General features: G+C 61.2%; 16 protein-coding genes and 1 other RNA gene. 14 read left to right on the top strand and 3 right to left on the bottom strand.

What is annotated here, in order from left to right; translation table 11 throughout:
* The first annotated feature begins 5 nt into the window (after positions 1-5).
* The 7 genes from FOT55_RS12225 to dppF all read left to right on the top strand — a co-directional run bounded on the left by FOT55_RS12225 (position 6) and on the right by dppF (position 8,544).
* A non-coding RNA gene (locus FOT55_RS12225) (RtT sRNA) lies at positions 6-134 on the top strand.
* Between the two features lie 423 nt (positions 135-557).
* Complete coding sequence (gene chiA, locus FOT55_RS12220; protein WP_043142281.1) at positions 558-2,249, top strand: chitinase ChiA; 1,692 nt, start codon at positions 558-560, stop codon at positions 2,247-2,249.
* A gap of 601 nt (positions 2,250-2,850) precedes the next feature.
* Positions 2,851-4,458, top strand: a complete 1,608-nt coding sequence (gene dppA / locus FOT55_RS12215) for a dipeptide ABC transporter periplasmic-binding protein DppA (protein ID WP_025304836.1) — start codon at positions 2,851-2,853, stop codon at positions 4,456-4,458.
* 170 nt (positions 4,459-4,628) lie between these two features.
* Positions 4,629-5,648 carry a dipeptide ABC transporter permease DppB gene (gene dppB / locus FOT55_RS12210; RefSeq protein ID WP_038630050.1) on the top strand — a complete coding sequence of 340 codons (1,020 nt, stop codon included), beginning with the start codon at positions 4,629-4,631 and terminating at the stop codon, positions 5,646-5,648.
* An 11-nt stretch (positions 5,649-5,659) separates the two neighbouring features.
* A complete protein-coding gene (gene dppC / locus FOT55_RS12205) occupies positions 5,660-6,562 on the top strand; it encodes a dipeptide ABC transporter permease DppC (RefSeq protein WP_025304838.1) in 903 nt (300 codons plus the stop codon).
* A 15-nt stretch (positions 6,563-6,577) separates the two neighbouring features.
* Complete coding sequence (gene dppD, locus FOT55_RS12200) at positions 6,578-7,558, top strand: dipeptide ABC transporter ATP-binding protein (protein ID WP_004934132.1); 981 nt, start codon at positions 6,578-6,580, stop codon at positions 7,556-7,558.
* Positions 7,555-8,544, top strand: coding sequence for a dipeptide ABC transporter ATP-binding subunit DppF (gene dppF / locus FOT55_RS12195; protein ID WP_015376237.1), 990 nt, complete (start codon positions 7,555-7,557; stop codon positions 8,542-8,544). The genes dppD and dppF overlap by 4 nt, the downstream gene beginning before the upstream one ends.
* Before the next feature lie 298 nt (positions 8,545-8,842).
* Here the strand turns inward: dppF and bcsG are convergent, their stop codons facing one another.
* The 3 genes from bcsG to bcsE are packed head-to-tail and all read right to left on the bottom strand — an operon-like array spanning position 8,843 to position 12,253.
* Complete coding sequence (gene bcsG / locus FOT55_RS12190; RefSeq protein ID WP_141996993.1) at positions 8,843-10,498, bottom strand: cellulose biosynthesis protein BcsG; 1,656 nt, start codon at positions 10,496-10,498, stop codon at positions 8,843-8,845.
* Positions 10,495-10,698, bottom strand: a complete 204-nt coding sequence (gene bcsF / locus FOT55_RS12185; protein WP_004934139.1) for a cellulose biosynthesis protein BcsF — start codon at positions 10,696-10,698, stop codon at positions 10,495-10,497. The genes bcsG and bcsF overlap by 4 nt, the downstream gene beginning before the upstream one ends.
* A complete protein-coding gene (gene bcsE / locus FOT55_RS12180) occupies positions 10,685-12,253 on the bottom strand; it encodes a cellulose biosynthesis protein BcsE (RefSeq protein WP_060434823.1) in 1,569 nt (522 codons plus the stop codon). Before bcsE ends, bcsF begins: the two co-directional genes overlap by 14 nt.
* Positions 12,254-12,442: 189 nt before the next feature.
* Here bcsE and bcsR point away from each other — a divergent pair, with 189 nt between their 5' ends.
* The 7 genes from bcsR to hmsP all read left to right on the top strand — a co-directional run bounded on the left by bcsR (position 12,443) and on the right by hmsP (position 25,155).
* Complete coding sequence (gene bcsR, locus FOT55_RS12175; protein WP_043142275.1) at positions 12,443-12,634, top strand: cellulose biosynthesis protein BcsR; 192 nt, start codon at positions 12,443-12,445, stop codon at positions 12,632-12,634.
* Between the two features lie 3 nt (positions 12,635-12,637).
* Positions 12,638-13,378, top strand: coding sequence for a cellulose biosynthesis protein BcsQ (gene bcsQ, locus FOT55_RS12170; protein WP_025304844.1), 741 nt, complete (start codon positions 12,638-12,640; stop codon positions 13,376-13,378).
* Positions 13,375-15,978, top strand: a complete 2,604-nt coding sequence (gene bcsA / locus FOT55_RS12165) for a UDP-forming cellulose synthase catalytic subunit (RefSeq protein WP_060434820.1) — start codon at positions 13,375-13,377, stop codon at positions 15,976-15,978. The genes bcsQ and bcsA overlap by 4 nt, the downstream gene beginning before the upstream one ends.
* 62 nt (positions 15,979-16,040) lie before the next feature.
* Entirely contained in the window at positions 16,041-18,347 is a 2,307-nt protein-coding gene (gene bcsB, locus FOT55_RS12160; RefSeq protein ID WP_060434819.1) for a cellulose biosynthesis cyclic di-GMP-binding regulatory protein BcsB, read from the top strand.
* Positions 18,348-18,352: 5 nt separating this feature from the next.
* Positions 18,353-19,465: a cellulose synthase complex periplasmic endoglucanase BcsZ gene (gene bcsZ, locus FOT55_RS12155; RefSeq protein ID WP_080433042.1), complete on the top strand. Its 1,113-nt coding sequence runs from the start codon at positions 18,353-18,355 to the stop codon at positions 19,463-19,465.
* A complete protein-coding gene (gene bcsC, locus FOT55_RS12150) occupies positions 19,447-22,920 on the top strand; it encodes a cellulose synthase complex outer membrane protein BcsC (protein WP_060434817.1) in 3,474 nt (1,157 codons plus the stop codon). The genes bcsZ and bcsC overlap by 19 nt, the downstream gene beginning before the upstream one ends.
* A gap of 228 nt (positions 22,921-23,148) precedes the next feature.
* Positions 23,149-25,155 carry a biofilm formation regulator HmsP gene (gene hmsP / locus FOT55_RS12145; protein ID WP_025304849.1) on the top strand — a complete coding sequence of 669 codons (2,007 nt, stop codon included), beginning with the start codon at positions 23,149-23,151 and terminating at the stop codon, positions 25,153-25,155.
* Positions 25,156-25,225: the final 70 nt, after the last annotated feature.

The raw sequence follows: 25,225 nt of genomic DNA, 5'->3' as shown, positions 1-25,225 counted from the left end.
TTTTTTTCGCCCGTAGTTTATGAGGATGAGTACCTCCGCAGGAGGTTCGAGCCTCGCGAAGCGAGACAACGTTGCTTCAGCAACGGCCCGCAGGGCGCGTATCAAAGATGCGCGTAATCCTCTCTCGCCGACCACCATTCGAAAAACCTGCTTTTTAAAGCAGGTTTTTTTTCGCCTGTCGTTTATGAGGCTGAGTACCTCCTCGCTACGACCGGCTTCGCTTTATGGCGTGCCTCAATCTGCCGTCCTCGTGAAATATATTTATCCTTTACGCTTAATTAATTCACATTCCTTACTCCCATTAGATTCTTATTTTCATGTTTAAATAAATTCATGCTTGCCAAATAAAACCCGATTGATAGCGCTCTTGTTTTCACGTTTTTTTTACCTATAGTCTAAATGGACAACGCGGGAACTCTTATTCCCGTCGCGTGGGAAATACCGTGATTATTTATTAACGTTAATCTTCGTGGATTATTGCGGAATTTTTCGCTTCGGCAATGCGTAGCGACGATTAACTCTTTTATGTTTATCCTCTCGGAATAAAGGAATCAGTTATGCGCAAATTTAATAAACCGCTGTTGGCGCTGTTGATCGGCAGCACGTTGTGTTCCGCGGCGCAGGCCGCCGCGCCGGGCAAGCCGACCATTGCCTGGGGCAACACCAAGTTCGCTATCGTCGAAGTCGATCAGGCGGCCACCGCTTATAATAATCTGGTGAAGGTAAAAAATGCCGCCGACGTTTCTGTCTCCTGGAATTTATGGAATGGCGACACCGGCACGACGGCAAAAATTTTATTAAATGGCAAAGAGGCGTGGAGCGGCCCTTCAACCGGTTCTTCCGGTACGGCGAATTTTAAAGTGAATAAAGGCGGCCGTTATCAAATGCAGGTGGCATTGTGCAATGCCGACGGCTGCACCGCCAGCGACGCCACCGAAATTGTGGTGGCCGACACCGACGGCAGCCATTTGGCGCCGTTGAAAGAGCCGCTGCTGGAAAAGAATAAACCGTATAAACAGAACTCCGGCAAAGTGGTCGGTTCTTATTTCGTCGAGTGGGGCGTTTACGGGCGCAATTTCACCGTCGACAAGATCCCGGCGCAAAACCTGACCCACCTGCTGTACGGCTTTATCCCGATCTGCGGCGGCAATGGCATCAACGACAGCCTGAAAGAGATCGAAGGCAGTTTCCAGGCCTTGCAGCGCTCCTGTCAGGGCCGCGAGGACTTCAAAGTCTCGATCCACGATCCGTTCGCCGCGCTGCAAAAAGCGCAGAAGGGCGTGACCGCCTGGGATGACCCCTACAAGGGCAACTTCGGCCAGCTGATGGCGCTGAAGCAGGCGCATCCTGACCTGAAAATTCTGCCGTCGATCGGCGGCTGGACGCTGTCCGACCCGTTCTTCTTCATGGGCGACAAGGTGAAGCGCGATCGCTTCGTCGGTTCGGTAAAAGAGTTCCTGCAGACCTGGAAGTTCTTCGACGGCGTGGATATCGACTGGGAGTTCCCGGGCGGCAAAGGCGCCAACCCTAACCTGGGCAGCCCGCAAGACGGGGAAACCTATGTGCTGCTGATGAAGGAGCTGCGGGCGATGCTGGATCAGCTGTCGGCGGAAACCGGCCGCAAGTATGAGCTGACCTCCGCCATCAGCGCTGGCAAGGACAAGATCGACAAGGTGGCTTACAACGTTGCGCAGAACTCGATGGATCACATCTTCCTGATGAGCTACGACTTCTATGGCGCCTTCGATCTGAAGAACCTGGGGCATCAGACCGCGCTGAATGCGCCGGCCTGGAAACCGGATACCGCCTACACCACGGTGAACGGCGTGAATGCGCTGCTGACGCAGGGCGTCAAGCCGGGCAAGATCGTCGTCGGCACCGCCATGTATGGCCGCGGCTGGACCGGGGTGAACGGCTACCAGAACAACATTCCGTTCACTGGTACCGCCACCGGGCCGGTTAAAGGCACCTGGGAGAATGGCATCGTGGACTACCGCCAAATCGCCAGCCAGTTCATGAGCGGCGAGTGGCAGTATACCTACGACGCCACGGCGGAAGCGCCTTACGTGTTCAAACCTTCCACCGGCGATCTGATCACCTTCGACGATGCCCGCTCGGTGCAGGCCAAAGGCAAGTACGTGTTGGATAAGCAGTTAGGTGGCCTGTTCTCCTGGGAGATCGACGCGGACAATGGCGATATTCTTAACAGCATGAACGCCAGCCTGGGCAATAGCGCCGGCGTTCAATAATCGGTTGCAGTGCGTTGCCGGGGGATATCCTTTCGCCCCCGGCTTTTTCGCAGCCGAAAGTTTTTTTACGCCGCACAGATTGTGGGCCTGCCCGGTGCAAAACGCGCTCATCGGACTCACCCTTTTGGGTAATCCTTCAGCATTTCCTCCTGTCTTTAACGGCGATCACAAAAATAACCGTTCAGATATTCATCATTCAGCAACAAAGTTTTGGCGTTTTTTAACGGAGTTAAAAACCAGTAACTTTGTTAGGGTCAGACCAATGCGCTAAAAATGGCCGCTTAGCATAAATTTTCATGCTGGAACTGTTAACAAAAGGTTTTTTTTATGTTTGTTTGCTGTTTCTCACAGTCTGCGTAAATCCCCACTGGTTATATTGACGACACCCCAAACAGTTGGCAACTTGATAGCCTCAGGGGTAAGAGCGAGAGTTGTTTGAGTGAATTCCACGCGCTCAGACGTCCCCGCCGCGATGCGTTCCATCCGGCATTCTCTCCTCGTACGCCTTCTGCCTTCGGGCGCCGATCGCACAGGCCACGCAATAAAAAATACAGGTCTGGCGGCAATTACACACATCACATCACACAATGGAGCACTAACGATGACACGTTCCTTGGGTAAATCGGGGATTCTGAAATTCGGTATTGGGCTGATCGCGCTGACCGTGGCGGCCAGCGTACAGGCCAAGACGTTGGTTTACTGTTCTGAAGGTTCCCCGGAAGGGTTCAACCCGCAGCTGTTTACCTCCGGCACCACCTACGACGCCAGCTCGGTACCGATCTACAACCGCCTGGTCGAATTCAAAATCGGCACCACCGAACTGCAGCCGGGCCTGGCTGAGAAGTGGGACGTCAGCGAAGACGGCAAAACCTACACCTTCCACCTGCGCAAAGGCGTGAAGTGGCAGAGCAACAAAGACTTCAAACCGACGCGCGATTTCAACGCCGACGACGTGGTGTTCTCCTTTGAGCGCCAGTTGGATGCGAACAACGCCTACCACAAAGTGTCCGGCGGCAGCTACGAATACTTTGAAGGCATGGACATGCCTAAGCTGATCGCCAAGATTGAAAAAGTGGACGACAACACCGTGCGCTTCGTGCTGAACCGCCCGGAGGCGCCGTTCCTGGCTGACCTGGGCATGGACTTCGCGTCCATCCTGTCCGCCGAATACGCCGACGTGATGATGAAAGCCGGCACGCCGGAGAAAGTCGACCTGAATCCGATCGGCACCGGTCCGTTCCAACTGCTGCAATACCAGAAAGACTCCAAGATCCTGTACAAGGCATTCGACGGTTTCTGGGGCACCAAGCCGAAGATCGATCGCCTGGTGTTCTCCATCACGCCTGACGCCTCCGTGCGCTACGCCAAACTGCAGAAAAACGAATGTCAGGTGATGCCGTACCCGAACCCGGCCGATATCGCCCGCATGAAGCAAGACAAGTCCATCAACCTGATGGAACAGCCGGGCCTGAACGTGGGTTACCTGTCGTTCAACGTCGAGAAAAAGCCGCTGGATAACCTGAAGGTGCGCCAGGCGTTGACCATGGCGGTCAACAAGCAGGCGATCATCGACGCGGTTTATCAGGGCGCGGGCCAGGCGGCCAAGAACCTGATCCCGCCAACCATGTGGGGCTATAACGACGCGGTGCAGGATTACGCTTACGATCCGGCCAAGGCGAAAGAGTTGCTGAAAGAAGCGGGCATGGCCGACGGTTTCAGCATCGACCTGTGGGCGATGCCGGTACAGCGTCCTTACAACCCGAACGCACGCCGCATGGCGGAAATGATCCAGGCCGACTGGGCCAAGATCGGCGTGAAAGCCAAAATCGTGACCTATGAGTGGGGTGAATACCTCAAGCGCGCCAAAGCGGGCGAGCACCAGACGGTGATGATGGGCTGGACCGGCGACAACGGGGATCCGGATAACTTCTTCGCCACGCTGTTCAGCTGCGCGGCGGCGAAAGACGGCTCCAACTACTCCCGCTGGTGCTACAAGCCGTTTGAAGATCTGATTCAACCGGCGCGCGCCGAATCCAACCACGACAAGCGCATCGAACTGTACAAACAGGCGCAGGTGGTGATGCACGATCAGGCTCCGGCGCTGATTGTCGCACACTCCACCGTGTACGAGCCTGTGCGTAAGGAAGTGAAAGGCTACGTCGTGGATCCGCTCGGTAAGCATCACTTCGAGAATGTCTCTGTAGACTGATTTCGACCGCTTTACCGGAGACGCACGAATGGACTTGCAGGGGCGCAACAGGTTTGCGCCCCTGCTGACCAGTCTCCGGCGTATGGCCGTCGAATCGTTCAAAGGCATGTGAGCGTTAATAAGCCTGGCGGACGATGAGCTGCCGGGCATTGATACAGAGAGTTCGGGATATGTTGCAGTTCATACTCCGACGTTTGGGGTTAGTTATCCCAACGTTTATCGGCATTACATTGCTGACTTTTGCATTCGTCCATATGATCCCCGGCGACCCGGTGACCATCATGGCCGGGGAACGCGGTATCTCCGCCGAGCGCCACGCGCAGCTGATGGCGGAAATGGGGCTGGACAAGCCGCTTTATCAACAATATTTCTCCTACGTGTCCAACGTGCTGCACGGCGATCTGGGCACCTCACTCAAAAGCCGCATCTCCGTCTGGAGCGAGTTCGTTCCGCGCTTTCAGGCCACGCTGGAGCTGGGCTTCTGCGCGATGCTTTTCGCGGTGCTGGTAGGCATCCCGGTCGGGGTGCTGGCGGCGGTCAAACGTGGCTCGGTCTTCGATCATACTGCGGTGGGCATCTCGCTGACCGGCTATTCGATGCCGATTTTCTGGTGGGGCATGATGCTGATCATGCTGGTGTCGGTGCAGCTTAACCTGACGCCGGTGTCGGGGCGCATCAGCGACACGGTATTCCTTGACGACAGCCAGCCGCTGACCGGCTTTATGCTGATAGACACCCTGATCTGGGGCGAGCCGGGCGACTTTATCGACGCGGTGATGCACATGATCCTGCCGGCCATCGTGCTGGGCACCATCCCGCTGGCGGTGATCGTGCGCATGACCCGTTCCTCGATGCTGGAGGTGTTGGGTGAAGACTACATTCGCACCGCCCGCGCCAAGGGCGTGAGCCGTATGCGGGTGATCGTCGTCCACGCGCTGCGCAACGCGCTGCTGCCGGTGGTGACGGTGATCGGGCTGCAGGTCGGCACCATGCTGGCCGGCGCCATTCTGACCGAAACCATCTTCTCCTGGCCGGGGCTGGGCCGCTGGCTGATCGACGCGCTGCAGCGCCGCGATTACCCGGTGGTGCAGGGCGGGGTGTTGCTGGTCGCCTGTATGATCATTCTGGTTAACCTGCTGGTAGACGTGCTCTACGGCGTGGTCAACCCGCGTATTCGCCACAAGAAATAAGGGGCGCTCTCATGTCTCAAATCACTGAGTCTGCAGTTAAAGGTGCGCCGAAGCCAATGACCCCGTTTCAGGAGTTCTGGCACTATTTCAAGCGCAATAAAGGGGCCGTGGTCGGCCTGGTGTATATCGTTCTGATGCTGGTGATCGCGCTCGGCGCCGGCGTGCTGGCGCCGCATGCGCCGGCGGACCAGTTCCGCGATGCTCTGCTCAAGCCGCCGGTGTGGCAAGAGGGCGGTAGCTGGCAATATATCCTCGGCACCGACGACGTGGGCCGCGACGTCCTGTCGCGCCTGATGTACGGTGCACGGCTGTCGCTGTTGGTCGGCTGCCTGGTGGTAGTGCTGTCGCTGATCATGGGCGTGATATTCGGCCTGCTGGCCGGTTACTTCGGCGGCGTGGTGGACGCGATTATCATGCGCGTCGTCGACATCATGCTGGCTCTGCCGAGCCTGCTGCTGGCACTGGTACTGGTGGCGGTATTCGGGCCGTCGATCGTTAACGCTTCGCTGGCGCTGACCTTCGTCGCCCTGCCGCACTATGTGCGTTTGACGCGCGCGGCGGTGCTGGTGGAGGTCAACCGCGACTACGTCACCGCATCGCGGGTGGCGGGCGCCGGCGCACTGCGCCAGATGTTCGTCAATATTCTGCCTAACTGCCTGGCGCCTTTGATCGTGCAGGCTTCTCTCGGTTTCTCGAACGCCATTCTGGACATGGCCGCGCTCGGCTTTCTGGGCATGGGCGCGCAGCCGCCGACGCCGGAGTGGGGCACCATGCTCTCCGACGTGCTGCAGTTCGCGCAAAGTGCCTGGTGGGTGGTGACCTTCCCCGGCGTGGCGATCCTGCTGACGGTGCTGGCATTCAACCTGATGGGGGACGGTTTGCGTGACGCTCTCGACCCCAAACTCAAGCAGTAACAGAGGACGAGAGAGATGGCGTTATTGAATGTAGACAAGCTTTCGGTGCACTTCGGTGACGAAGGCACCCCGTTCCGTGCGGTAGACCGCATCAGTTACAGCGTGGAGCAAGGTCAGGTGGTCGGCATCGTCGGTGAATCCGGCTCCGGCAAATCCGTCAGTTCGCTGGCGATCATGGGCCTGATCGATTTCCCTGGCAAGGTGATGGCCGACAAGCTGGAGTTCAACGGCCAGGATCTGCGCAAGATCTCCGAAAAAGAGCGCCGCCAGCTGGTGGGCTCCGAAGTGGCGATGATCTTCCAGGATCCGATGACCAGCCTGAACCCGTGCTATACCGTCGGTTATCAGATCATGGAGGCGCTGAAGGTGCATCAGGGCGGCAATCGCCGCACTCGCCGCCAGCGTGCTATCGACCTGCTGACCCAGGTGGGCATTCCGGATCCGGCTTCGCGGCTGGACGTATACCCGCACCAGCTTTCCGGCGGCATGAGCCAGCGCGTAATGATCGCCATGGCCATCGCCTGTCGGCCGAAGCTGCTGATCGCCGATGAGCCGACGACCGCGCTCGACGTGACCATCCAGGCGCAGATCATCGAGCTGTTGCTGGACCTGCAGCAGCGCGAAAACATGGCGCTGCTGCTGATCACCCACGATCTGGCGCTGGTGGCGGAAGCCGCGCATCACATCATCGTGATGTACGCCGGCCAGGTGGTGGAATCCGGCAAGGCGGCGGAGATTTTCCGCGCGCCGCGCCACCCGTACACCCAGGCACTGCTGCGCGCGCTGCCGGAGTTTGCCGCCGACAAGGCGCGGTTGGCTTCGCTGCCGGGCGTGGTGCCGGGCAAATACGATCGCCCGACCGGCTGCCTGCTCAATCCGCGTTGTCCGTACGCCAACGAGCGCTGCCGTAACGAGGAGCCGGAACTGCGCAGCATTCCCGGCCGTCAGGTTAAATGTCACACACCGCTGGATGATGCGGGGAGGCCGACCGTATGAGCCAGAATCAACCTTTACTGCAGGCGATTGACCTGAAGAAGCATTACCCGGTGAAAAAGGGCCTGTTCGCGCCGGAGCGGCTGGTCAAGGCGCTCGACGGTGTGTCCTTCACCCTGGAGCGCGGCAAAACGCTGGCGGTGGTCGGCGAATCGGGCTGCGGCAAATCGACGCTCGGCCGCCTGCTGACGATGATCGAAGTGCCGACCGGCGGCGAGCTGTACTACCAGGGGCAGGATCTGCTGAAGCCGGACGTCTCGGCCGAGAAACTGCGACGCCAGAAGATCCAAATCGTGTTCCAGAATCCTTACGGATCGCTCAACCCGCGCAAGAAGGTCGGGCAGATCCTCGAGGAGCCGCTGTTGATCAACACGTCGCTCAGCGCCGCCGAACGGCGGGAAAAAGCGCTGGAGATGATGGCGAAGGTCGGCCTGAAGACCGAACATTATGACCGCTACCCGCACATGTTCTCCGGCGGCCAGCGCCAGCGTATCGCCATTGCCCGCGGGCTGATGCTGAATCCGGACGTGGTGATCGCCGATGAACCGGTGTCGGCATTGGACGTGTCGGTGCGCGCGCAGGTGCTGAACCTGATGATGGATCTGCAGCAGGAGCTGGGGCTGTCCTATGTGTTTATCTCGCACGATCTGTCGGTGGTGGAACACATCGCCGACGAGGTGATGGTGATGTACCTCGGTCGCTGCGTGGAAAAGGGCAGCAAAGAGGCGATCTTCAACAACCCGCGTCATCCGTACACTCAGGCGCTGCTGTCGGCGACGCCGCGGTTAAACCCGGATATGCGCCGCGAGCGCATCAAATTGACCGGCGAGCTGCCCAGCCCGATGAATCCGCCGCCGGGCTGTGCGTTCAATGCCCGCTGCCGCCGCGCTTTTGGCACCTGCGTACAGCTGCAGCCGCAGCTCAAACAGTACGGTGAGCAGATGGTGGCCTGCTTTGCGGTCGATCAGGACGAACATCCGGGGGCGTAAGGCGTCGAACGTCATCGCTTAAATTCACGCCGGCATCACGCCGGCGTTTTTTATTACTCAATCAAAGGGTTAGTCAGTAAACGATCGCGACAACCCATTTTTTAAATTATTCCCTTAACGTCATTCTGACAAATCGTTATTTTTTTAAGAATCTTCGCATGAAAATAATAATCGAATAATAGAATTCAACGGTTTGTTGTTAATAACATTCTGTCGGTCGAGCTGTTTCGCCATTTCTATTATAAAACCCTAATAAAAAAGCACGCCGGCGGCGTGCTTTAGGTTGATGAGATCGCGCTTATTGCGGATAAGGCACCCAGTCGCCGCCGTTCAGGCGAATGTAAGGCTTGCCCTGATATTGCATCACGATAGCGTTGTCGTTTTCGGAGATGACCGGGGTCTGCGGCAGCCCCTGCGTCAGTGTCTGCCAATCGACGCTGGATTCGCTGAAGACCTTGCCGTCCACCAGGCGCGACACCAGTTCAGACAGCGCCAGATAGCTGCTCGGCGTTTTGATCTGCAGCGGACTGCCCTGATGCGGCGCCTTCATGCCCACCAGTTTGATGCCGACCGGCGTATGGGTGATGTTCGGGCTGGGGATATCGCGCAGGCCGGACATCTGCATCTTGTCACCCACTAACGCCGCCCCGTGTTCCGGCACGATCACCACCACCACTTTGCGGCCGGATTTTTCCAGCTGATCGAGGAAGGTGTTCAGCTGATCGAACAGCTTCTGCGCGCGTGGCTGATAGTCGGCGCTCTTGTTGGCGCCGACGAAGCGGTTGCCGTCGTGCAGCGGGATGACGTTGAAGAAGGTAGCGGTGCGGCCGTCGCCGCCTTTTTGCTGCTGATCCAGCCAGCGGGTCAGCAATTCGAGATCGTTATAAATCGGCTCTCCGTCGAACGACGTCAGCTCGTTGCCGATGCCGGCCTGCGACATTAACGGCGCCTGCATGTCGCCCTGTTCACGCAGCTCTTTCAGGTAGTTGCCGAATACCCCGGAGTGATCGAGCATCAGCTGTTCCTTGAAGCCGAGTTTTGTCAGGTTGTCGAACAGGTAACACTGCTGGTTCACCGGCTGGTACAAATCATGATGCGAAAGCTGGCCGCAGCTGGCGCGCAGCAACCGTATCGAGGCCGGGCCGCTGTAGGCGGTGGCCGAATTGAAGCTGTCGAACATGATATCCATCTTCGACCACAGCGGATGATTCTGTAGGTTGACCGCGGCCATATCGGCCCAGGCCAGCGAACAGATGTTGATCACCAGCAGATCGAACGGCTGGGCGTCGGCGGGCAAGGTGGTCGGGAACGCGGTGGCGCGGCCTTTTTCCCGGTCGTAGAACTGGTTCAGGTAGGCCGTCAGGTTGGCGCTGGTCGGCGGCAGGCTGTCCGCCGGCGCAGCGTTCCCCGCCACCGGCGCGGCCGTGGCCGGCGTATTGGCGCTGCCGGCCGAGGCTGTGGAGGTCGCGGGCAGCAGTGAGACCGCCGGCCCGGCAATGTTGACGATATTGAGCCACACCAGCGCCGCCACGGTGAATACGGTGACGCGCACCCATTGCGCGACGAACAGGTAGGCGATAAACAGTACGAAGGCCGCGCCGATCATCTGCCAGTTGATAAAGCGGTTGACCAGTTCCAGCAGATACTGGGCGCTGAAGCCGGCCAGCTGCGACCCCTGGCTGAGAATGCTGTTGATGCCCGGCAGCCAGGTGTCGTGGTAGAACAAGGCGATGCCGATCGGGATGGCGAGGTAGTGGCGCCAGCGATGCAGGCGTTGCGAAGGGATCGGCATCAGCAGAAACGCCATGAACACCAGGTTCGGCAGCGCGTGGAAATTCAGGTAGCCGAACCACAGCAGGGCGAATTTAGCCAGAAAATAAAGGTTCCAGCCACCCAGCCCACGCCAGTAGCGCCACAGAGCGTTATCGGATTGCGTATTCGAGTTTCGATTCATGGCTGCTTCTTACGTTTAATCTGAGATGAGGAGCCAGTGCGCACCCACAAACCGGCGGATTTCAAATAGCGCGGCGATAACAACAGGTTTTGCCAGTATTGACGCAAATGCGGAAAACGCCGGTGAAAGGCGTAACCCAGCGGAATGAAGATCAGCGCGCACAGCAGGATCAGTTGCACGATATCGTTAAGGTTCAGCATGCGGTTCCTCCTGCGGGTCAAGCGACAGCGTGAAGGCGACCGGCTGCCGCCGTTCCACAGGTTCCTCGGCCACCGCCACGCTGGGGCGCGGCGCGGCGCCGGCGGTACCGGTAGCCGAAATCTGCCAGTGCCCCTGGGCCATGCGTTTGATTTCCGAAACGATATCGACGTCCTGGTGCCACACCACCCGGTTGCTGAAGGCTTCATCCACCGGCAGCCGGAAGATGAACTTCAGCGCGGTATCCAGATCGTTGATGCGGCAGGTGGACAGGAACAGCACCAGCCGCCCCTGCACCACGGTCATCACGTCGCCGAACCGCCGCAGGTGGCACAGGGTCATCGCCTGTTCCGCGCGCAGACCGATGGCCGGGCGCAGCGCCACCATTACGCCTTTGCCATCCTCAGGCAGCAGCGTGTTACCCATCAGCGAAAGCACCGCCTGGCTGAACGCTTCCGGCCGCATATAGCCTTTGAGCTGCAGCGGGCGCAAACCGGCCAGCAACGCATCGATGTCGGCGGGCACATGGCGTGAGAAACGCTGCCCCTGGATGCCCTCGAGCATGGTGAGAAAACGCGACAGCGGCGCGACGTGCGGCACGATCAGATTGGCGCCGCAGGCCAGCAGCAGCCGTTCGTCACTGTAGCGCAGGCTGGCGCTCATCTCGCGCACCGCGATTTTCAGGCCGCTGCCGCGGCTGCGTCGCAGGGTGTGGATCTGGTGCGCCAGGTGATCGATTTGGTCGCTTTGATACAACGCGAAAATCAACGTTGCCGAGAGTCTCAGCATGCCGTGCTGCGCCAGTTCGTCGTTGCTCTCCAACAGCTGCCAGTTGGCGGACAGCGGTGGCGCGCCCTCCAGAATGCTGCGTTCGGCCAGATACTGACCTTCGTCGCTGCGCAAGGCGGTGGGGGAGGGTTGACTATTTTCATCCTCGCCCTGCCAGCCGCCTTGCGCGGCGTACAACGTCAGCAGTTGATTGGCGTTGATGCCGTTTTCGGTGCTCCACCAGTTCACCAGATATTGCGCGCTGTCCTGCTGCCATTGCAGGCTGGATAGGCCGTTCAGGATACGATGCTGTGCGCTGAGCTGCCCTTTAAGCTTATTGATGCCGCCGCCGTGGCTGAGGATCAACAGCGTGCAGCCCTGCCGCCGCAGCCAGGCGGCGAGGGTACGTGTCCACTCGCGCAGCTCTTCGGTGGTGAAGGTTTGCCACAGGCTGGCGTGGGCCAGCAGGATAAGCAAGCGATTCTGCGGCCGCAGGGCGCGCATCAGATCGTCGCTCAGCTGCGTCAGCGCGGCTTTTTTCTCCGGTAATTGATACAGCGGCAGCTTTTGCAAAGCGGGCGAAGCCAGCTCGGCCAGCAGGCTTTCGGGTTTGTCGCCGCTGCAGATCAGGGCGACTTTGTGGGTGGCCGGCTGGGCGGCGATCACCTGGCGACACAGCAACGCGGCGTCGCTTTGCCTGTCGATATTGATCCAATAGAGCCCCGGAGCCTGCATCACCGAGAGCTCTTCCCAAATCTGCCGAATGCCTAGAGAAAAAGAGTGCGCCATAGGATGTGTTCTACTTTCGTTGAAAGCCGACTAAAGGCGTTTATATTTAAAGATAGCCATTTTTACTCTGGCAATAACAAATATCCGACGCTATTCGGCAATATTTGTTGAGAATCATCTTATTGCCTGTCTCTTTTTGTATCGTTGCTATAGTTAATTAACATAGCCTATTTTCGCCAAGGCGGAAGAATGAATAACGCACCTACCCATTTTCGTGCAGCGGCGCCTGGGGAGAGCCAGGATGACCTGCAGGCGCTCAGCCAGGCTTTTTCATTGCCGAAATTAAGCTATGTCGATATTTCGCGGCAGGAGCGGCTAACGCACATGATGACGCGCTGGTCACTGTTGGCCGAATTGGCGCAGACTGTGGGGAGCCATTGATCTATGCCGGTGATCGCGCTGCAAGGGCTGCGGGGTGGGATGGGGACGACGTCGGTCACGGCGGCGCTCGCCTGGGCGTTGCAGCAGCTGGGTGAGTCGGTGTTGGCGATCGATTTCACGCCGGATAATCTGCTGCGCTTGCATTTCAACACGCCGTTCGAACTGGCACGCGGCTGGGCCCGCGCGGAGCAGGACGGCGGCGGTTGGCAGGAAGGCGCGCTGCGTTATTGTGAAAACCTCGATTTTCTGCCGTTTGGCCGCCTGAATGCGGCGGAACGGCTGGAAGTGCAGCGTCAGTGTCAGCAGCTGCCCGAACGCTGGCGCGACAACCTGCGCCAACTGAGCGCCGGCGATCCGCAGCGCTGGATCCTATTGGATGTTCCGATCGGGGACGGCGCTCTGGCGCAGCAAGCGCTGCAGCTAGCCGACAGCGTGTTCATGCTGTTGAACCCCGACGCCAACTGTCAGGTACGGCTCCATCAGCAGACGCTGCCGAACGACTGCCGGTTCCTGGTCAATCACTACTCCTCCGCCAGCCAGCTGCAGCAGGATTTGCATCAGCTGTGGCTGCAAACCCTGAGCGGTCTGTTGCCGGTGGTGATCCACCGCGATGAAGCGCTGGCGGAAGCGCTGGCGGTCAAACAGCCGCTGGGCGAGTACCGCCCCGAGAGTCTGGCGGCGGATGAAGTGCTGACGCTGGCCAACTGGTGCCTGATCAACCTCAAACGGGGTGTTGCGCCATGAGCCGGGTGCTGAGCCTGCTGCTGGTGCCGCCGGTGCGTCAGGCGGTGCAGGCGCGCTACCGCGGCTATCGCCGCAACGGCGCGTCGGCGCTGACCGCGTTTTTTGCCACGTTGCTGGTGGCGCTGGGGTGGATGCTGCTGCGCTTTGAATCACCGGCCTGGCAGCGTGTGCGTACCGGCCGCGCTTACTGGTTCCCGCATCTGTCCGCCGAACGCCCACGCCCGGCGGATGCGCTGCGCTATCTGCTGCAGGGCCTGTGGCTACTGCTGTTCCGCAGCGGCCGCGCGCCAGTGCAGCGTGACTATTTCGCTGGGTGGCGTCGGCTGCAGCAGCGCTACGCCGATTGGCTGCAGGGCCTGCCGCAGCGGCTGAAAAACGCCGGCGTGGAACAGCGTTCGGTAGAGCGCCTCGGCCGCATGAACCGCGGCATGCGACGCGCGCTGTTTATTCTGGTCGGCGTGCTGGCGGCGATCCTCGCCATGCTGTGCATCTCGCAACCGTTCGATCTGTCAGCGCAATTCGTGTTCGTCGTGCTGCTGTGGGGGATCGCGATGGTGGTGCGCCGGGTGCCGGGGCGCTTGCCTGCGCTGATGCTGATCGTGCTGTCGCTGACCGTCTCCTGCCGTTACCTGTGGTGGCGCTATACCGCCACGCTGAACTGGGACGATCCACTTAGCCTGGTGTGCGGCCTGTTGCTGTTGGTGGCGGAAACCTACGCCTGGGTGGTGCTGGTGCTGGGCTATTTCCAGACTATCTGGCCGCTTAATCGCCAGCCGGTGCCGTTGCCCGCTGACAGCGCGACCTGGCCAACCATCGATTTGATGGTGCCGACTTACAATGAGGACCTCGGGGTGGTGAAGCCGACCGTCTATGCGGCGCTGGGCATCGACTGGCCGAAGGAAAAGGTGAATATCTATATCCTTGATGACGGTAATCGCCCCGAATTCCGTGCGTTCGCCGCCGAAGTGGGGGTGAAATACATCGCCAGGCCGACCCACGAACATGCCAAGGCCGGCAACATCAACAACGCGTTGAAGCAGGCCACCGGCGAGTTCGTGGCGATTTTCGACTGCGACCACGTGCCGACGCGCTCTTTCCTGCAGCTGACCATGGGCTGGTTCTTCAAAGACAAAAAGCTGGCGATGCTGCAGACCCCGCACCACTTCTTCTCGCCGGATCCGTTCGAGCGCAACCTGGGGCGTTTCCGCCAGACGCCCAACGAGGGCACCTTGTTCTACGGGCTGGTGCAGGACGGCAACGACATGTGGGACGCCACCTTCTTCTGCGGCTCTTGTGCCATCTTGCGCCGCAGCGCGCTGGACGAGATCGGCGGCATCGCGGTGGAAACCGTCACCGAAGACGCCCACACCTCGCTGCGTTTGCACCGGCGCGGGCATACCTCGGCTTATATCCGCATTCCGCAGGCTGCCGGGCTGGCGACCGAAAGCCTGTCGGCGCACATCGGCCAGCGCATTCGCTGGGCGCGCGGCATGGTGCAGATCTTCCGGCTCGACAACCCGCTGCTGGGCAAGGGGCTGAAACTGGCGCAGCGCCTGTGCTACGCCAACGCCATGCTGCACTTCCTGTCGGGCATTCCGCGGCTGATCTTCCTCACCGCACCGCTGGCGTTTTTGCTGCTGCATGCCTACATCATCTTCGCGCCGGCGCTGGCGATCGCGCTTTATGTGCTGCCACACATGATCCACGCCAGCCTGACCAACTCGCGTATCCAGGGGAAATACCGCCATTCGTTCTGGAGCGAAATCTATGAAACGGTGCTGGCCTGGTATATCGCGCGGCCGACCACGGTGGCGCTGTTCAATCCGCACAAGGGCAAATTCAACGTCACTGCCAAGGGCGGGCTGGTGGAGGAGGAGCACGTAGACTGGGTGATCACCCGACCTTATATGTTCCTGGTGATCCTTAACCTGGCCGGGCTGGCGTTCGGCGCCTGGCGGCTGGCCTATGGCCCGACGGACGAGGTGATGACGGTGATCATCAGCCTGGTGTGGGTGCTGTACAACATGACCATTCTCGGCGGCGCGGTGGCGGTGGCGGTAGAGGCCAAGCAGGTGCGTCAGGCGCACCGCGTGGAGATCGCCATGCCGGCGGCGATCGCGCGTGCCGACGGCCACCTCTACCCCTGCACGCTGCGCGATTACTCCGACGGCGGCGTGGGCATTGAGATGCGAGTGGAAAACGCGTTGAAAGACGGCGACAAAGCCTCGCTGCTGCTCAAGCGTGGCCAGCAGGAGTACAGCTTCCCCTGCGTGGTGACGCGCGCCTTCGGCAACAAGGTGGGGGTGCGTCTGGTCAGTCTCTCTACCCGTGAACACATCGATTTCATTCAGTGCACCTTCGCCCGCGCCGATACCTGGGCGCTGTGGCAGGACGGGTTCCCTGAAGACCGGCCGATCGAAAGCCTGCGCGACGTGCTGGCGCTGGGCTTCCGGGGCTATGTGCGCATGGCGGACTACGCGCCGCCGCTGGTGCGCGGTTTGCTGGTCGGGGTCACGTCGCTGACCGCCTGGGTCGTGTCGTTTATTCCGCGCGGCGTCGGCAGGGATCCGACCTTGGGTCAACAAGAAACAGTGGGTTAGCTGCGAGTTCAACCGCCCGCTCACTCGCCCGGTGAACAGGCTCCAACATTGATGATGATACGATGACGCGAAAAATAACCTGGTTAACTGCTCTGGCCTTAGGCATCAGTACCCTGTCGCAGGCCGAAACCGCCACCGCGCCGACCGTGGCGGCCCAGCCGCCGATCGCCGCGGCGGCCGATACGGCGACCGCGCCACCGCTGGCCACCGCACCGCAGGATCCGAATGCGCCGGTGCGCGACGTATCGCTGTCGTTTGCGCAGATAGCGCCGCCGCCGGGCACCTTTGTTCTGCGCGGCACCCGGCCGGACGGACAGATCGAATTCGGCGTGCGCAGCGATGAGGTGGTCTCGCAGGCGATGCTCGATATGGAGTTTACGCCGTCACCGGCGCTGATCCCGGTGGAGTCGCACGTCAAGGTCTATCTGAACGACGAACTGATGGGCGTAACCACCCTCGCCAAAGAGCAACTGGGCAAGCCCAATCGCATCCAGATGGTGATCGATCCGCGCTATATCACCGATTTTAACCGCGTAAGGCTGGTGTTCGTCGGCCATTATCAGAACATCTGCGAAAACCCGGCCAGCACCTCGCTGTGGCTCGACGTCAGCAAGTCCAGCGCGCTGAAGCTGCGTTTCCAGACGCTGCCGGTGAAAAACGAGCTGTCGCACTTCCCTGAGCCGTTCTTCGACAGCCGTGACAATCGGCCGCTGACGCTGCCGATGGTGTTCGCCGGCCAGCCTGACCTCACCCAGCAGCGCGCGGCGGGTATTCTGGCCTCCTGGTTCGGCAGCAAGGCGCAGTGGCGCGGGCAATCCTTCCCGACGCTGTACAACGCGCTGCCGACGCAGCACGCGGTGGTGTTCGCCACCAACTCGCAGCGCCCGGATTTCCTACGCGATTATCCGGCGGTCAACGGCCCGACGGTGGAGATGATCAGCCACCCCGACAATCCGTACGTCAAACTGCTGTTGATTCAGGGGCGTGACGACAACGATTTGATCACCGCGGTGAAGGGCATCGCGCAGGGCAACATCCTGTTCCGCGGCCAGAACGTGACGGTGGACAAGGTGGAACAGCTCGCGCCGCGCCAGCCTTACGACGCGCCGAACTGGGTGCGCACCGATCGGCCGATGACCTTCGCTGAGCTGCAGCAATACGCCGAACAGCTGCAAACCAGCGGCATCGAGCCCGGCCCGATCTCGCTGACCATGAACCTGCCGCCGGATCTGTTCCTGATCCGCAGCACCGGCATCGACATGCACCTGAAATACCGTTATACCGCGCCGCGCATTCAGGACGGTTCGCGGCTGAGCGTCAGCCTGAACAACCAGTTCGTGCAGGCTTACTCGCTGGTGCCGGAACACGAACAGGGCGCACAGCTGCTGCGCTTGCCGTTGACGCAGGGGCTGCTCGATTCCGACAAAAACGTCAGCATTCCGGCGCTGCGGCTCGGGGCCACCAACCAGCTGCGCTTTGACTTCGATTACACCACGCTGCTGGCCAGCGGCGCGGAAGGGCGCTGCGAAACCTACTCCTTCACGCAAAACCACGCGGTGATCGACGGTGCGTCCACCATCGATTTCTCCGGCTACCGCCACTTTATGGCGATGCCGGACCTGCGCGCTTTCGCCAACGCCGGTTTCCCGTTCAGCCGCCTGGCGGATCTGTCGCAAACGCTGGTGTTGGTGAACCAGAAACCGCAGCCGGCGCAGGTCAGCGCGCTGCTGAACGCGCTGGGCGTGATCGGCGCGCAAACCGGTTATCCGGCGCTGGCCTTCACGCTGAGCGACGACTGGTCGCAGGCCAAGGATCGCGACGACGACATCCTGATGGTCGGCACCATTCCGCCGGAGCTGCGCGACGACAAGAAAATCAGTCTGCTGGTGGACGCGACCCAAAGCTGGGTGAAACAGCCGACGCGGCAGCCGCCGCTGCCGAGTGCGGAAGTGCTGGCAGAGGACACCAAGCCGGACAGCAAGACCACCGTCAGCTCCGAGGGCGCAATGTCGGCGATCATCGGCGTACAGTCGCCGTTCAACGACCAACGCAGCATCGTGGCGCTGTTGGCGGACAGCCCGCGCGGCTATGAGCTGCTCAACAATGCCCTGCTGGACAGCGGCAAGCGCGCCGCGGTGTTTGGTTCGGTGGCGGTGATCCGCGAATCGGGGGTTAACAGCCTGCGCGTCGGCGATATTTACTATGTCGGCCACCTGCCGTGGTGGGAGCGGCTGTGGTATGCCCTCTCCACCCATCCGGTACTGCTGGCGGTGATCGCGGTGGTGCTGGTGGTGATCCTGGGGCTGATGCTGTGGCGCGGCCTGAAGGCCTTCAGCCGGCGTCGTCTGGCGCCTGAAGATCGGGATTGACGGCGGTGAGCGCGATGCTGCAACGCCTGTCGCTCGGCATGCTGCTGCTGTGCGCGTTCAGCGCGGCGGCGGCCTGCGAGTGGCCGGGCTGGCAACAGTACAAGCAGTTCTACATCAGCCCGCAGGGGCGGGTGATCGATCCGAGCAGTCCGAACAAGATCACCACCTCCGAGGGACAGAGTTACGGCCTGTTCTTCGCTCTAGTGGCCAACGACCGGCCGACCTTCGATCGGCTGTTGGCCTGGACGGAGAACAACCTGGCGGCGGGCGATCTCAGCGCCCGTTTGCCCGCCTGGCTGTGGGGCGAGAGCGACGACAAGCAGTGGAAGGTGCTGGACGCCAACTCGGCGTCAGATGCCGATCTGTGGATCGCTTATAACCTGCTCGAAGCCGGCCGCCTGTGGAAAAGCCGGCGTTATCAAACCCTGGGAACGCTGCTGCTGCAACGCATCGGCCGCGAGGAAGTGGCCGACATCCCCGGCCTGGGCCTGATGTTGCTGCCGGGCAAAGTCGGGTTTGTGGCGGAAGATCGCTGGCGGCTGAACCCCAGCTACCTGCCGCCGCAGCTGCTGGCGCGTTTTGCGGCGCTGAACGGCCCGTGGCGCGCGATGCGCCAGGTCAATCAGCGGCTGTGGCTGGACACCGCGCCGCACGGCTTCTCACCGGACTGGGTGGTGTGGCGAGTCGGCACCGGCTGGCAGCCGGATACCGTCAAGCCGAACGTCGGCAGCTACGACGCGATTCGGGTCTATCTGTGGGCCGGCATGCTGGCGGACGACGATGAGCATAAGGCGGCGCTGCTCGCACGCTTCCAGCCGATGGCGCAGCTCACCGCCAAACAGGGTGTGCCGCCGGAGAAAACCGATACCGCCAGCGGCAAAACCACCGGTGACGGCCCGGTCGGCTTTTCCGCCTCAATGCTGCCGATGTTGGCGACGCAGGCCGAGGCGCTGGCGACACAGCGGCAACGCATCAGCGAACATCCGCCGGGTGACGACGCTTATTTCAGCGCCTCGCTGACGCTGTTCGGTCAGGGGTGGGATCAACAACGTTATCGCTTTAATCGTCAGGGTGAATTGCAACCCTCGTGGGACGGCCAATGCACAACTTCAAAATAAACTGGCTGAATTTGATTCCGCTGAGCCTGGCGATGCTGCCGCAGGCGCGCGCCGCGGAGGCCGTGGCCCCGGAGCAGTGGCTGCTGGAGCAGGTGCGCATTGGCGAGGCCGGCAACAAGGACGATCTGGTGCGCCAGTCGCTGTACCGGCTCGAGCTGATGGATCCGAATAACCCGGACGTGATCGCCGCGCGTATGCGTTTGGCGCTGCGGCAGGGCAACATGGCGCTGGCGCAACGGCAGTTGGACAAGCTGAAAACTCTCGCGCCGCAGTCCAGCGCCTATCGCCAGGCGCAAATGAACATGCTGCTGACCCAGCCGGAAACCCGGCAAAAGCTGCAGCAGGCCCGCCTGATGGCGACCGCCGGCCGGCTGCCGGAGGCCAAGGCGCAGTACGATGCGCTGTTCCACGGCGAGCCGCCGACGCTCGATCTGGCGGTGGAGTATTGGCGGCTGGTGGCGCGTTTGCCGGGGCAGGAGGCGAAGGCGTTAAAGCAGTTGCAGGCGCTGGACCAGCAATATTCCGGCAACGTGGCGCTGCGCATGTCGCTGGCGCGCATGCTGTTCAGTCAGAATCAGGACGCGCAGGCCTATGAACTGCTGCAGAAGATCGCCGCCGATCCGGCCGGGCGCGGCGATGCCGCCGATCTGTGGCTGGACAAGGTCAAAGCGATGCCGGTCAACGCGCAAAGCGTGGCGGCGCTCAACCGCTTCCTCGGCGTGTTCGATACCGGCGATCAGGCGACCAGCGCCCGTGAAGAGCTGGCCAGACAACAGAAACTGTTGGCCGATCCGGCTTATCAGGCGCGGGTGCGCGGCCTGGCGCAGGTGGATAAAGGTGGCAGCCGGGCGGCCATTCCGGCGTTGCAAAAGGCGCTGACGGCAGCGCCGAACGACGCCGAGGTGCTGGGCGCGCTCGGCCAGGCCTATTCGCGCGCCGGTAACCGCCCGCAGGCGCTGAAGCTGTTTCGCCAGGCGCTGGCCGCCGACAAGAATGGCTACGGCAGCGGCAAATGGCAAAGCCTGATCAAGAGCACCGGCTACTGGCTGGCGATCGACGAGGGCGACAAAGCGCTCAAGGCAGGCAATCTCGCGCTGGCCCGGCAGAAATATCAGCAGGCGCGCCAGCTCGACGACAGCGACGGCGATGCGTTTATCGGCCTGGGCGATGTGGCGGTGGCGAGCAAGGATGACGCCGCGGCGGAAGGGTTTTATCAGCAGGCGCTGCGACGCGATCCCGGCAACGGCAGCGCGCTGCGCGGCCTGGTGAATATCTATCAACGGCAGTCGCCGGAAAACGCGCTGGCCTACCTCAGCGGCCTGCCGCGCAGCCAACAGGCCAAGCTGCGCAGCACCTTCGACGGGCTGCGGCTCGACATGTTGAAACAGCAGGCGGAGACGCTGGCGCAGCAGCAACAGTGGCAACAGGCGGTGGAAATTTATCGCCGCGCCCAGGCGATGGATCCCGACGATGTCTGGCTGACCTATCGCTACGCGCAGGCGCTGCGTCAGGCTGGGCAGCCGCAGCAGGCGGACGCTCTGTTCCGGCAGCTGGCGCAGCGCCAGCACGCCAATCCGCAGCTGACCTACGCCTATGCGCTCTATCTTTCCGGCAGCGATCGCGACAGGCAGGCGCTGGCGCAGCTCAATACGCTGCCGGCGGCGCAGTGGAACGACGATATGCGCGAACTGGCGCAGCGGCTGAAAATGCAGGCGATAATCGAACAGGCCGAACGGCTGCGGGCGGCCGGTGACGAACCGGCGGCGGAAGCCTATCTGCGCCGGCAGCCGGCGGACACCCGCATCGATTTGCTGCTCGCCGACTGGGCGCTGGCGCGCGGGGAGTATGCGGCGGCGCTGGACGACTATCAGCGGGTGAAACGCCGTGAACCGAACAATCCGGATGCGCAGCTGGGCGAGATCGAAGCCTATGTGGCGCAGGGAGATCTTGACGCGGCGCGCCAGCGGCTGAAAACCGAACCGCAGCCGCAAGACGCTTCGCTCAACAGCCAACGGCGGGTTGCCAACGCCTGGAGTGCGGTCGGCGATGCGCAGCAGGCCGACGCGCTCTTCGGCCGGCTGAAAACGGCGGCGGCTTCAGAACCCGTCGGGCAGACCAAGGCGCTGATCTACCGTGACGCCGCCCGTCTGGAGCGGGCTCAGCAACAGCCTGAGCGGGCGCAGCAGGATTTCCGGCAGGCGATGGTGGCCGGCGGCATCACGCCGACGCTGCCGCAGGATAATGACAGCTACACTTATTTGACGCGCAATAACGCGGGCGACGACTGGCTGAAACGCGGCATCCGCTCCGACGCCGCGGATCTGTATCGACAGCAAGACGTGAACGTCACGCTCGATCACGATTACTGGCGCTCGAGCGGCACCGGCGGCATTTCCGATTTCAACGCGCACGACACCATGCTGCAGGTGGACATGCCGCTGTATGACGGGCGCGCCTTCTTGCGCACTGACACCGTGCAGCTGGATGCCGGCCGCTTCTCGACCGACGGCAGCGGCAAATACTACGAAACCTTCGGCACCTGCAACACGCAAGGGTGCCGCGGCGATGAACACCAGAAAACCACCGGCACCAGCGTGGCGGCCGGCTGGAAAAACGATCGCTGGGCCGCCGATATCGGCACGACGCCGATGGGCTTTGAGGTGGTCGACTGGACCGGCGGCCTGGCCTACAGCGGCGACTGGAACCACATCGGTTGGACGCTGGCGGCCTCGCGGCGGCCGATCTCCAGCTCGCTGCTGGCGTTCGGCGGTGCCAAAGATCCGAACACCGGTACCACCTGGGGCGGCGTGCGCGCCACCGGCGTCAGCCTGAGCGCCAGCTACGATCGCGGCGAGGCGAACGGCGTGTGGGCAGATCTCAGCGCGCACCAGATTACCGGCAAGAATGTGGCGGACAACCAGCGGCAGCGGTTGATGGCCGGTTACTACTACAAGCTGATCAACGAAGACAATCGCCGCCTGAGCGTCGGGCTCAATACCATGCTGTGGCATTACCAGAAGGATTTGAGTGGTTATTCGCTGGGGCAGGGCGGCTATTACAGCCCGCAGCAATATCTGTCTCTGTCGCTGCCGGTCAACTACCGTCAGCGCACCGAGAACTGGTCGTGGGAGCTGGGCGGTTCGGTTTCGCTGTCCCATTCCAAAACCGACAGCCAGCGCCGTTATCCACTGCAGGGGCTGATCCCGGATTCGTTGCCCGATAAGTTCGCCATCGAGGACGGCAGCTCCTCAAGCGGCGTCGGTTATACCCTGCGGGCAATCGTCGAACGCCGTCTCAGTTCGCACTGGACGCTCGGCGCCGGCATCGACATTCAACAGGCGAAGGACTATACGCCGAGCCACGCGTTGATTTATCTGCGCTATTCCCTGGCCGGCTGGCAGGGGGATCTCGATTTGCCGCCGCAGCCGCTGACGCCTTACGCCGACTTTAAGTAGTCGGAAGAGGAAAGATTCGGAGTGTCGGACGCCGGGGAGTTTTGTTACCCTGTGTCCGGGTCGTGTTTGTTCGCTTTAGGAAAAGACTGAAACCCGCGATTTTCTTGGTTTTGCCTGCGGCATAGCCAGATAAAAACAGCCGATGATCGAGTATACTCAGCCCGGTTCGAGGGGGCGGGTGAGAGTCAGCCCCCTTTTTGTTTTAGCCCGATTTCACGGAGAGCAGGTTTGCGGGTCAGGCGTTCGTTAACGATTAAGCAGATGGCGACAGTGTCCGGCGTGGCGCTGGTCACGATCTGCATCTTTATCGTGATCCAGTTATTCCACTTTGTGCAGCAGCGCAGGGATGACTACGCCCAGCAACTGGAGAATATCGCTCACTCCGTGCGCCAGCCGCTGGCGGAAGCGGTGCTGCGGATGGACGTGCCGGAAGCCAAAAGGGTGCTGAACACCCTGTTGCCGGTCGGCATTCTCAGCCGGGCGGATATCGTCTTGCCGAACGAGTTTCAGGCGCTGCACGCCAATTTCCCGCCGGAGCGGCCGGTGCCGACGCTGATCGCCCGGCTGTTTGAACTGCCTATCCAAATTTCCGTGCCGCTCTATTCGCTGGAACGGGTGCCGGCCAACCAGCAGCCGCTGGCCTATCTGGTGCTGCAGGCCGATTCGTTCCGCATGTACCAGTTTATCCTCAGCATTTTGTCGACCATGCTGTCGACCTACCTGCTGCTGGCGCTGATCCTGTCGGTGGCCATCACCTGGTGCATGAACCGGTTGATGGTGCACCCGCTGCGCGCGATGGCCAAAGAGCTGGAGAACATCTCGCAGGACGAAGCGCCCTATCACCAACTGATGCTGCCGGCGCTGCACCAGGACGACGAGCTCGGCCTGCTGGTGCGCAACTACAACCGCAATCAACAGACGTTGGCCAAGGCGCATGCCGACATGAGCCGCCTGAGCACCCGCCACCCGGTGACCGAATTGCCAAATCCGGCGTTGCTGAACGCGTTGCTGGAACAGCATATCGCCTCCAGCCTGCGCCCCGAGCGTTTTAACCTGTTGGTGATCGGCATCGAGACGCTGCATGAAGCGTCTGGCGTGATGAGCCCGGCGATGCGTGAAGCGTTGCTGCTGGCGTTGGCGAAGAAGCTGCGCGGCTGCATCGACGAAAACGGCGTGCTGGCACAGCTGAGCAATACCGAATTCGCCATTCTGGCCAAGGGCATCGAGCGGCCGTTCCACGCCATGCAGCTGGCGCGGCGTATCATGGCGGAGATCAACGCGCCGTTGACGCTGGAAGGTTTGGCGCTGCGGCCCAACGCCAGTATCGGCATCGCGCACTACCTCAATCAGGGGGAGAGTGCGGAACAGCTGCTGCGCAGCGCCACCTCGGCGATGATGTCCGCGCACCGCGAAGGAAAAAATCAGATCCTGTTCTTCGAGCCCAGCCTGACGGAACGCACGCAGAAGCGGTTGACCCAGGAGAGCGAGATCTTGCACGGCATCGAGCAGCGGCATTTCACGCTGTTCCTGCAGCCGCAGATCGACATGCAGTCCAACGAGGTGATCGGCGCCGAAGCGCTGCTGCGTTGGCAGCAGTATGACGGCAGCTATACCCTGCCGGCCGACGTTATCCCGCTGGCGGAAGAGCTGGGTGTGATCGTGCCTCTCGGCAACTGGGTGTTGGAAGAGTCCTGCCGCATCCTGGCAGACTGGCAGCAACGCGGCATTGCGCTGCCGCTGGCGGTCAACGTTTCCGGGATTCAGATGCAACATGAGGCGTTTGTTCCGCATCTGAAAAACCTGCTGGCGCAGTATCGGATCGATCCGCGCAAGCTGCTGCTGGAGATCACCGAGACGGTACGCATCGACGATCTCGACCACGCGCTGGCGCTGCTGCGTGAGCTGCACGATCTGGGATTGTCTATCGCGCTAGATGACTTCGGCATGGGCTACTCCAGCCTGGAGTACCTGAACCGGTTGAAATCCCTGCCGATAGATTTGATCAAAATCGACCGCAGCTTCATTCAGGGGCTGCCGGCCGACGATGCGATGGCGCGTATCGTCAGTTCGATCTCCGAAGTGCTGGCGTTACCGGTGATGGCCGAAGGCGTGGAAAACGCCGGGCAGCGCGACTGGCTGCTGCAGCACGGCATTCGCAGCGGGCAAGGATTCCTGTTCGCCCGGCCGCTGCCGCGCGAAGCGTTCGAAGCCGAGTTTTGCCGCGCGGCGCCGTGAGCGCCGCGTGACCTTTCAGGTACTTTTCCCCGTCCGAAAATCGCCATTCTTCATCTACCTCTTTTGCGTT

This window comes from Serratia bockelmannii (genome assembly GCF_008011855.1).
Lineage (GTDB): Bacteria > Pseudomonadota > Gammaproteobacteria > Enterobacterales > Enterobacteriaceae > Serratia > Serratia bockelmannii.
The sequence above is the reverse complement of the archived record's forward strand: the minus strand, read 5'-3'. Positions and strand labels throughout refer to the sequence as shown.